The sequence below is a fragment of the Streptomyces ossamyceticus genome, from assembly GCF_001418475.1.
Lineage (GTDB): Bacteria > Actinomycetota > Actinomycetes > Streptomycetales > Streptomycetaceae > Streptomyces > Streptomyces ossamyceticus.
This window is the reverse complement of record NZ_LIQX01000177.1, coordinates 1-10,008: the sequence shown is the minus strand read 5'-3', so window position 1 is coordinate 10,008 and position 10,008 is coordinate 1. Positions and strand designations below refer to the sequence as shown.

Genomic DNA, 10,008 nt, shown 5'->3' with positions numbered 1-10,008 from the left:
GCTGCCCACCGCCGGGCCCGCGTCCGCGACCACCTCCAGGCGGATCGGCGGGGAGAGGGTCAGCGGCGGGGCCTGGGTGAGGGACCTGGTGCGGGCGTCCCGCAGGGCGTGCGGGCCCGGGGGCGGGAAGCGCACCACCTCCACCTCCGGCTCCTGCGTCAGCTCCCACTCGTAGCGGCGGCTGTACCAGTGCGCCGGGGCCTGGCGCATCAGGATGCGGGGGTGCCGGTGGAGGGCCTCGGTGAACGCCTCCCGGAGGCGGTCGGGGTCGAGGTGGCCCGGCAGGTGGACCTCGATGTGGACGGTCTCGGGTTCCTCCTCCTGGAGGCAGTGACGGGACACCTCGTCGACGACCGGGAACGGGACGCGGACGGGGCCTCGGGCGGCGCCGTCGCGGGCCGGATGGTCCAGTGTGGTCATGTCCGCTCGCCCCTCCCGGTGACGCCGTCGTTGTCGTCCACGGCACCCGCACGACCTGCGGCATCCGCACGATCTGCGGCACCCGCACGACCTGCGGCGCTCGCACCCTCCGCGGCGCTCGGACCCCCCGCGCCGCCGGGGCCCCCGCCCGCAGGGGCCGTGTCGCCCCCGCCGTCCTCCGGTGCGGCGGCGCCGCGCTTCGGCTTGATGAGGGGGATGCGGCGGGTCGGCGTGTCCGCTTCCCGGTACGGGGCGCCGGGGCCGCGCGCGGAGATCGTCTGGCTCGCGGCGGGGCCGGTGGTCCGGTTCCGCCGCGGCAACGGCTCCGTCGGCTCCTCCGCACCCGGCGGTACCTGGAACTCCTGTGTGGAGCCGGGCCGGTCCGGGGACGGCTCGGCGCCCGGCCCCACGCTCACCAGCGCCGCGAACAGCCCCAGCAGGGCGAGGAGTTGGGCCACCGGCCCGAACGCGCCCTGGTCCGCCGCCACCGGCTCGCCCGCTCCGGCCGCCGCAGCGACGCCCGCCCCGGCGAGCGCGAGGAACGCGATCGGCACCAGCAGGGCGTGCCGCGTCCGGGCGAGGAGCGCCAGCAGCGGGACGAGGAGCGCGAGGAAGCCGGCGATCACGATGCCGACGAGGGTGAGGGCGACCGTGCCGAGCCACAGGCCGGGCGCCGGCGGCGTCGGCTGCGGCGCGTCCGGGTTGGGCTCCCGGCGCCGCCACAGCGCCAGCCCGACGAGGGCCGCGAGGCCCACCCCGGCGCCGATCAGCCCGGCCTCGTACGTCACGGACGGCTCGTAGGACAGCTTGACCGCGCCGCCCGACCCGCCGGGGATCCGCCAGCCCTGCTGCCAGCCGTCGAGCCGTACCGGGGTCAGCTCGCGGCCCTTCAGGGTGGCCTTCCAACCGTCGTTGTAGTTCTCGTACGTGGTGAGGTACGAGGCGGCGCCGTCGCCGACGGTCACCTCGCGGCGGTCGCCCAGCCAGTCCCGTATCCGCAGGTCGCGTCCGGTGGCGGCGGGTGCGGTGACCGTGCCGCGGGTGAGCGTGACCTCGGTGACGGCCAGGGCGCCCGAGTCGTCGGAGTCGACGGTGTGGCGCTCGTCGGCGCCCAGCTCCAACGCGGCGTCGGGGCGGTCGTTCTGGCAGAGCGTCAGGTCCAACGGGCGGCGCTCGGTGAGGTCCCGTACGGTCCCCTTCGCGCTCGTCTCGTACCGCTTGCCGTCGACCTCGACGACCGGGCCCTCGCCGCACGGGAGGTCGACGTCGAGGGTCGGGGCGGGCTGCTGGGTGCGGTAGGGGGCGAGCGCCGGGATGTACGCCTCGACCAGGCCGACCGGGAGGCGCAGGTCGTCACCGGCGACGGGGTTGTGGACGGTGAGCCGGGCCGTCTCGGTGACGGTGATGTCGAGGCGGTCGGTGGTGATCGGGTCGAAGCGGACCCAGCCGTTCTCGTCGACGGCGGCGATGGCCGCCCCGTCCGGGGAGCTGATCGCGACCTTGGTCGCCCGGGTGGACAGACCGCCCGCCGGGGCCAGCACCAGCGAGCCGATGGGCTGCTTGCCGTTCCAGCGCAGATGGAGCGTCGGGTCGTCGCCCGCGATCCACGCGGAGGTCAGGTCACCGTCGGTCAGATTGCGCGGCGACAGCCCGGCGCCGAGGGAGGCGGTGGAGTCGGCGGTCACCGTGATCCGGTTCTCCTGCTCCGGGGCGACCTCGTACAGCAGCTTGTCCAGCTCCTTGCCCGGCACGGGCACAGCGCTCGCCTTCACCTCGTACGTGCCCGCCGTGGTCGTGCCGAAGACACGGTGCAGGCCCGGTTCGGTGCCCGTCGGGGAGAGGCCGGTGGGGTCGGCGGCGCGGCGCAGCGAGACCACCTCGGCGGGGGCGCCCGTGTTGTCGGGGCCCTGGGCGTCCGTCGGCAGCCGCAGGGTCCGGGTCACCTGGACGCCGGGGATCTCGATCTCGGCGAAGCCCGCGCCGACCAGCCCGGTGTGCCGCTCAGCCGAGTCCAGGATCGTGACCTTCAGCCAGTTCGTCTCGCCGGGGCGGGCGTCGACCGTCTGGGTGGAGCCGTCGGCCTGGAGGTTCGTGGACCGCGAGCCCCGCTCGGTCTCCACCTTGATCCGGGTGGGCGCCGACCGCACCCCGTCCTGCGGCAGCGGGGTGACCTCGAACGTGGACGGGATGTCCTGCGCGTCCTCGAAGTCGATCCGCAGCCACTGCCCGTTCGCCGAACCCGGCGCACCCTCCGCCCAGGCCGTCGCCGGGTCGCCGTCGAAGGCGTTCACCGGGTCGAACTGGGGGAGGTGGAACAGCCAGTTGCCGGCCGTCGACGCGGTGACGGACCTCGCGCCGCGCAGCTCCGCCACCGTCTGATGGCCGAGCCCTTTCAGGGGGAGGATCTGCCGCGGTTTCCCGCCCGCGTCCTGCACACTCCCGCTCGGGTTCCGCTCGTCCGCCGTGTACGTGTACGACGTGTTGGCGTTGACCAGGCCGAAGCGGGTGTCCGCGCGCCGCAGCCCGTCGCCGACCACCTGCACGGCCGGGGTGCCGAGACCGGGGTGGTTGTCACCGTTCAGCACGGTCGCGCGGTCCCGCATCGACGGGTCGGCGGCCAGCGGCAGCAGCGACTCCGGGCCGCCGGACACCACGGCGGTGTCCGCGATCCCCTTCAGCCCGGCCTGCCCGGGACGCGGCACGTCCTCGGCCGGCCGGTAGATCTCCACGGCCCGCTGCCGCGTGTACAACCCCTCCACCTGCAACGGGGTGTTCTCGGCGATCACCCCGCCGGTCATCACCGGCCCGAGCCCCTTCACCCGCTCGTACCCGGACTGCTCCAGGGTCCGCTTCACGGTGGTGGTGGGCACGGATCCGATCTGGTCGGGGTCCAGGTCGTTGCGGACGACGACGTAGTACAGGCCGGCCCGGCTCAAGTAGTCGGCCAGACCCGGCACTTCGGCGCCCGTGAGCAGCGCCTGCTCGACGGCGTCCATCGCGCGCCGGTTGCCGGGCGTGCCGAAGGGGACGTAGTCGCGCTGCGCCCAGCGGGACTCGGCGAGCACGTCCAGCGGCTGGTCGATGGTGGAGCCCCAGGTGTGGATGCCGTGCGCGGTGGCGGGCACGACCAGGGCCCGTGAGTCCGGCGAGTACTTCTCCAGCCAGTCGGCCGTGGTCCGCCAGTACTTGGGGAGTTCCTGGAACGAACCGGGTTGCAGCACCGACCCGTTGAGGTACGGCCACAGCAGCCCCGGCAGTACCACCACGGCCACGACCAGCGGCGCGAACCCGCGCCCCCGCACCCGCCGGGCCCCGCGTTCCCGCGCGGCCACGCCCACCAGGTGCGCCAGCCCGAGGACCAGGGCGAGCGCAAGCCCGGTCTGGAACTTGTAGATGTTCCGGAAGGGCACGAGGGCCCCGTTCAGCAGGTCCTGGACCACCCCGTGGAAGGGCGCCCCGAACGATCCCGCGTACCCGGCGAGCGTGACCAGCGCGACCGTCAGCACCGTCAGCACCAGCCATCGCCGCTCGGGCATGTCGCGCCGGGCCAGCCCGGCCAGGCCCAGGCCCGCCGCGAGCGCCGACGACAGGATCACCAGCGCCGACGCGGCCACGGACCAGCCGGCCGGCAGCCATGCCTCACCGAAGTGCAGATAGCCCACCCAGTTCCCGGCGCCCCGGAGCGCCTCGGTGGCGGACATGGTGGCCGTCGTGGTCTGCGACGTCTCCACGTAGGGCAGGAAGTTCTCCCCGTAGAAGCCGAGGAGCAGCAGCGGGACCACCCACCACAGGGTCGCCAGGATCACCCCCGGCACCCACCAGACGATCAGTCTCCGCCGGCGTGGTCCCGGCGGCCGGCTGAGCAGGTACAGGCCCACGGGCAGCAGCGAGGCGAGGGTCGAGGCGGCGTTGACCCCGCCCATGAACGGGACGAACAGCGCCGACCGCAGCGCGGCCACCCGCGCGCTGTAACGCTCGTTCGTCAGCGGCAGCAGCACCCACGGCAGGAACGCCCCCGGCAGCGCGGCCGCCGACGTCGACCCGACGACGGTGGTGAACACCGGCCACAGCGCGTACGCGGCGGCCGCCACCAGCCTCGATGCCGGGCTCCCGATCCTCAGCCGCTCGGCCAGTCGCAGCGCGCCCCAGAAGGCCACCGACACGATCAGCGACATCCACAGCCGCTCCGCGAGCCACACGGGCAGCCCGACGAGGTCGCTGACCCCGTAGTAGGGCAGCATCGGCCACAGATAGCCGACGTACTGGTCCTGGATGCCGCCGAACCCGCCCCGGTCGTGCCACAACTGCCCGAGGTCGGACACGAACTGCCAGGGGTCGGTGGTCACCCCGAGCTTGGTGTCGAAGGTCTGCCGTCCGGGCCGCGCGACGACCAGCAGCACGAACACCACGGCCCAGAACCCCAGGAGCCAGCGGCGCGACCGACGTCCCTCGGGGGGCCGCCCCGTCGTGCCCGCCGGCCGCACCGGCGCGGGAGGTGGAGCCTGGACCGTGCTCGTCATGGTGCACACCGCCGGAGGATGAGAAGGAGGTTCCAGGTGGCGAACTCGCGGAGGCCCGGCGCCTTCACGACGGTCTCCGCGAGAAACGGCCAGTAGCGGGAGCGCGCCGACACGACCGTCACGTCGTCCCGCGCGCGCACCTGCCGCAGAGTGCGTCCGATGTGCACGGCGAACAGGTTCTCGCCGAGCGTGTGCTTGGCGTCCTTCCCGGTGCGGCGCCGATAGCGGGCCCGCGCCCGCTCCGCCCCCAGGTAGTGCCAGGGCGCCCACTCGTGGCCGCCCCACGGGGAGAGCCAGTTGGTGAACGACACATAGATCAGCCCGTCGGGCCGGGTCACCCGCACCAGCTCACTGAGGAACGTCGGCGGATCCGCCACGTGCTCCAGCACGTTGGACGAGAAGGTGACGTCCGCGACCCCGTCGGCCAGCGGCAGCAGATACCCGTCCGCGACCACGGCCCCGTCGGGCGGTTTCGCCCCCAGCTCGGCGAGGTCCGGCTCGAAGAGGTACGCGTGCGCCCCGCGGCGCCGGAACTCCTCCGTGAAGTAGCCGCTGCCCCCGCCGACATCGACGACCGTGCGGCCCTCCAGGGCCCCGCCGTACGCCGCGACCTGGTCGACGGCGTCCCGTGCGAGCAGCGCGTAGCAGGACGCGGGGTCGTCCTGCTCCCTCATGAAGGCCCGGAAGAGGGCGAGGGACCGCCGCAGGGACGGATCCTTCAGGGCACCCGGTCGCGCGTTCAAGAGCCCCCACCCCGCACCGCCTCCGCGGCGACCGCCCGGAACTGCCGCACCGTATGGCCCCACCGGAAGTGCGCCGCCCGTTCCCGCGCCGCCCTCCCCATCAGCTCCCGCCGGTCGGCCGACAGCGCGAGCGCGCACCAGGCCGCGGCGAACGACGACTCCCCCCGGGCCAGCACCCCGGTCTCCCCGTCCACGACGGAGTCCCGCAGCCCCGGCACGTCGAAGGCGACCGACGGGGTCTGCCGCACCGCGGCCTCGGTGACGACGAGCCCCCACCCCTCCACGGCGGACGGATGCAGCAGCAGCCAGGCCGCGCACAGCAGCCGGTGCTTCTCGGCCTCGGAGACATGCCCGGCGAACTCGACGCCGGGCCCGGCCAGCGCCTCCAGCCGCTGCCGCTCGGGCCCGTCGCCGACGATGACCAGCCGGCCGCCGGTGACGGGCCTGACCCGTTCCCACAGCCGCAGCAGCAGATCGATCCGCTTGTACTCGACCAGCCGCCCGACGGCGACGAACAGCGGCTCGGGTGACCGTTCGGCACGCGGTCCCGGCTCCTCGACGCCGTTGTGGACGACCCGGATCCGTTCGCCGTCCACACCGATCGCGCGGAGCGCCGTCGCCGTGGACGAGGAGACGGCGACCACGAGGTTGCCGCGCTGCGCGCCCGTCAGCGCCCAGTGTTCGAGGCTTCTGCCGAGCCGGGCCGCGGGCGCCAGCGCCCCGCCGAACCGCATCTGCCACAGATCGGTGTGCACATGGTTGACGAGGCACAGCGTCGGGCCGCGGTGCCACAGCGGTGTCAGGTACGGCATGCCGTTGCACACCTCGACGAGCAGGTCACAGTCGCCGACCTGACGGGCGAGGGTGCTTCTGGCCCGGAAGTGGTGGCTCAGGTCGCCGCCCGCCGACACGACCCGGTAGTCGCGCAGGGCCGCCGGGCCCCCGCAGAGCAGGGTGACCTGGTGGCCGAGTCTCGTCAGGCCCTCGGCGAGCCGGTGGACGAGGAGCTCGGAGCCCCCCGCCGCCGGATTACCGAGGTCACGGCGGGCGAGGAAAACGATCCGGCGTGGCGGTGGGGCGCCCGCCGGGGCGTGCCGGACGCCGCGCGGAAACGCGTCGACCAGCGAGAACGGCACGTGCTGGGGCATGGGTGCTCCAACTCGTCTCGGGGTGCGGAACTCAGCGGGGGAGAAGGAGGTTCGCTGTGAGGGTTGTTCCGGTGGGGCGTGTGGGGGGACGGTCCGGTCGCGGCGGGCAGGTCGTGGTGCGCGGGAGCGAGGTCGGGAGCGAGGTATGGGTGGGCTGTGCTCAGGTGGGGTGGATAGTTTTCGCCGAGAGTTTCGAAGCTGCTACTCACCGACGTGACAATTTCCGGGGTTTGTTGAACTGACGCTCTGTCATATCGTGATCGGATCCTGGGGCGACTCGGACGTTTCGGGACGCCGCCTGCCGCGCACCACCAAAACGGCACCCGTCACGGCGAGGACGAACCCCACCACAGTGGTACCGATCGGCAACGTCCGCCCCACCAGTCGCAGCAGTCCGCTGTCCCGCTCCGCCTGCTCGACCGCGAACTTCTGCGTCCCGGCGGTGAACGCCAGCTTCCGGCTGTCGAGCAGCACCGCGGCGTCCTCGGTGCCGCCGGGCGCCCGCAGGGTCCGGCGCGGCCCCGTCTGCGCGTAGAGCACGCGTCCCGTGGCCTGGTCGACGACGAGTTCGAGGCCGTGGTTGGCGTACCACTCCTCGGCCTGCACCTGCGGCCGGCCGGGCTCGCCGACGAGGGCGCCGGGCACCAGCCGCGTGCCCGTCCTCGTCGCTGGAACGGTCGCCGTGAAGCGCATCCCCTCATAGCCGCGGATCTTCTTGCGGCCCTCGTAGTGGAGTGTGACCGTCGCGCCGAGCGTGTTGTCCCACCAGCGGTAGGAGCGTTCCCGCACGTCGAAGGGGAACTTCAGGTACGCCTCGCCCTCGATGTACGGCTTCTCCTTGCAGCAGTGCACCGGCCGGTTGGTCCTCCGGTCGCTGACCCAGCGGTGCGGGGTGAAGTCCAGCGCGTCGTGCGGGTCGGCGGCGGGCAGCGACTTCTCCGTGTCGACGCTGGTGATCACGTCCCACACGGCCGCTCCGCTGCGTTCGCTTTCGGCCACATCGCCGCGCACCCGCTGGGTCACGGTGATCTTCTGGTCCGGTACGGTCCGCACCTGCTCCACGTCGAAGACGCTGCCCGTGCCGGTGTAGACGGCGGTCGTGTCGATGTCGATCGGGTTCACCGCGGCCCGTGGCTCCACGTACCAGGCCAGCAGGGGTGCGAGGACCAGCAGGAAGGTGCCGAGGCCCAGCAGGACCAGGGACAGGGGTGAGGCTGTACGGCGCATCCGGGCACTCCAGGGGCGTTGGAAGGTGCGACTCGGGTAGGCGTCTCGCAAGGGGCGACGCCAAGGGGGGAAGGTGCGCGTGACGTATGGGCCGGGAACCGTAGGCGGAGTCTTGACGCAGTGTCAATGCATTGCTGACACTGGGCCGGAGCCGGCGCCCGCGACGGACGACCGGCTGAGGGGCCGTCGACACGCCCCGGCGAGGTGGACGAGTACCGGGACCGTCAGGAGGTCCCGGGGTGCGGGGTGCCCTGGGTGGGGCCGACCTTTCGACCGAGAGGCTGACCCTGCGATGTCGCACGCCGAGACCACGCACCAGACGCCACCGGACCCGCCCTCCGCGCGGGCGACGGGACTTCCGCGGCGTGCCCTCGCCGCCGCGCTCACCATGGTGGCCGCCGCCGCGCTCGCCGTGGCGGCCGCGATCGGTGTCGTCGCGCTGCTGGAGGCGACCCCGGACCAGCCGAACACCCCGCTCATCACGTACGAGAACGCCGGTCGGGAGCGCTGAGGGGTGACCGGGCGCCCGGGAACCGTCTCAGTCCGCTCCGCCTGGCACGACGTACCGCGTGACCAGGTACGGGAGTTCGCCGCGATCGCCATGGCCGAGGCACCCGCCCTCGCCGAGGAGATCCTGGGCGAGATCCGCCGTGAGTACCCCCATCTGCCGGTCGTCCTCGACGACTCCGGCGAGCCGATGGCCCTCATCGGTATCCGCCGCGCCATCGAGGTCTTCGTCCAGCACCTCCAGACCGCGGAGGGCCGCCCGCGGGTGCCTCCCGGTGTGTTCCAGGAGTTCGGCCGGGGCGAGGGTCTGCACGGCCGCAGCCTGGACTCCCTCCAGGCGATCTACCGCCTCGGCGTACGCCTCGCCTGGCGCCGCTTCGCCGAGATCGGCCAGCGTGTGGAGATCCCGCCGCCCGCGATGTACGAGCTCGTCGACGCCGGATACGAGTACCTGGACGGGCTGGTGGACCAGTCGGTGCGCGGCTACGCGGAGGCGGCGGCCCGGCAGGCCGGCGAACGGCTCCGGCTCCAGCGGCGCCTCATGGAGCTGCTCCTCGTCGAGCACCACCGGGGCGACCCGGCGGACGCGCTCACCGAACGCGCCGCCCGGATCGGCTGGACCCTGCCCGAGAAGGTCGCCGTCGGTGTCCTCCTGCGGCCCGCCCGCGAGGCCATGGCCCCGGCCGTCGGCCAGGGCGTCCTGCTCGACATGGAGTACGAGCAGCCCCGCATGGTCGTGCCCGAACCGGACGCCGCCGGGCGCCCCGAACTCCTCCACCGGGCCCTCGCCGGGTGGTCCGGCGCGATCGGACCGCCGGTGCCGCTGGCGGAGGCGGCGAAGTCGCTGCGCTGGGCGGAGGCCGCGGTGAGCCTGATGGAACGCCGGCTGCTGCCCGCGGGGGAGGTGCTGCACTGCACCGAGCACACCGAGGCCCTGGTCCTCCTCCAGCCGGAGGAACTCATCGACGACCTGGCCCTACGCTGCCTGGCGCCCCTCGCGCACTGCGGCCCCACCCACGGGCGCCGCCTCGCCGAGACCCTGCTGGCCTGGCTGGAGACCAGGGGCGGCGCCCCCGAGGTCGCCACCCGTCTCGGCGTCCACCCCCAGACCGTCCGCTACCGCCTGCGCCAGATCCGGGAACTGTGGGGCGATGAGATCGACGACCCCGACCGCCGCTTCGAGCTGGAACTGGTCCTCAGGGCACAGCGGCTCCGGGGGGAGCTGGGCGACCCGCGCGGCCGACGCTGACGGGCGCGCGGCGGCGGAAGCGCAGCCTCGCCGCCCAGCGCGGGGAACGCGCCCGCGTCCGCGGCGAGAAGGGCGTCCGGTGGGGCGGACGCCTTCTCGCCACCGCGGCCGTAACTCCGGTGGGCGCTCGGGTCACCTTCGCCAGAACAGATGGTGCGTCACGCCGCTCGGGCTGGGGACCACCTCCAGGTGGA

The 10,008-nt window shown here is 73.7% G+C and carries 6 protein-coding genes and 1 pseudogene; 2 read left to right on the top strand and 5 right to left on the bottom strand.

From position 1 onward, the window contains the following. From AOK15_RS14610 to pgfA, 5 genes and pseudogenes are all read right to left on the bottom strand, one after another. Window positions 1-420 (bottom strand): annotated as a pseudogene (locus tag AOK15_RS14610) (condensation protein); the annotation flags it as partial. Further along, the gene (locus tag AOK15_RS14605) at window positions 417-4,940 is read right to left on the bottom strand and encodes an alpha-(1->3)-arabinofuranosyltransferase domain-containing protein (RefSeq protein WP_079058491.1); all 4,524 of its coding nucleotides are present in this window, start codon (window positions 4,938-4,940) and stop codon (window positions 417-419) included. The gene AOK15_RS14605 and the pseudogene AOK15_RS14610, both read right to left, overlap by 4 nt. Beyond that, window positions 4,937-5,614: a class I SAM-dependent methyltransferase gene (locus AOK15_RS14600; RefSeq protein ID WP_055516694.1), complete on the bottom strand. Its 678-nt coding sequence runs from the start codon at window positions 5,612-5,614 to the stop codon at window positions 4,937-4,939. Before AOK15_RS14600 ends, AOK15_RS14605 begins: the two co-directional genes overlap by 4 nt. A 65-nt stretch (window positions 5,615-5,679) precedes the next feature. Next, complete coding sequence (locus tag AOK15_RS14595; protein WP_055516691.1) at window positions 5,680-6,831, bottom strand: glycosyltransferase family 4 protein; 1,152 nt, start codon at window positions 6,829-6,831, stop codon at window positions 5,680-5,682. Between the two features lie 249 nt (window positions 6,832-7,080). Next, window positions 7,081-8,058, bottom strand: coding sequence for a cell envelope lipid trafficking protein PgfA (gene pgfA / locus AOK15_RS14590; RefSeq protein WP_055516688.1), 978 nt, complete (start codon window positions 8,056-8,058; stop codon window positions 7,081-7,083). 292 nt (window positions 8,059-8,350) lie between these two features. Here pgfA and AOK15_RS14585 point away from each other — a divergent pair, with 292 nt between their 5' ends. Further along, window positions 8,351-8,569, top strand: coding sequence for a hypothetical protein (locus AOK15_RS14585; RefSeq protein WP_055516686.1), 219 nt, complete (start codon window positions 8,351-8,353; stop codon window positions 8,567-8,569). 3 nt (window positions 8,570-8,572) lie between these two features. Next, the gene (locus tag AOK15_RS14580; RefSeq protein ID WP_055516683.1) at window positions 8,573-9,814 is read left to right on the top strand and encodes a PucR-like N-terminal domain-containing protein; all 1,242 of its coding nucleotides are present in this window, start codon (window positions 8,573-8,575) and stop codon (window positions 9,812-9,814) included. Window positions 9,815-10,008: the final 194 nt, after the last annotated feature.

Bases quoted from the DNA above. Each gene is read 5' to 3' on its own strand.
- AOK15_RS14605 (WP_079058491.1), bottom strand. From the start codon at position 4,940: ATGACGAGCACGGTCCAGGCTCCACCTCCCGCGCCGGTGCGGCCGGCG.
- AOK15_RS14600 (WP_055516694.1), bottom strand. From the start codon at position 5,614: ATGAGGGAGCAGGACGACCCCGCGTCCTGCTACGCGCTGCTCGCACGG.
- AOK15_RS14595 (WP_055516691.1), bottom strand. From the start codon at position 6,831: ATGCCCCAGCACGTGCCGTTCTCGCTGGTCGACGCGTTTCCGCGCGGC.
- pgfA (WP_055516688.1), bottom strand. From the start codon at position 8,058: ATGCGCCGTACAGCCTCACCCCTGTCCCTGGTCCTGCTGGGCCTCGGC.
- AOK15_RS14585 (WP_055516686.1), top strand. From the start codon at position 8,351: ATGTCGCACGCCGAGACCACGCACCAGACGCCACCGGACCCGCCCTCC.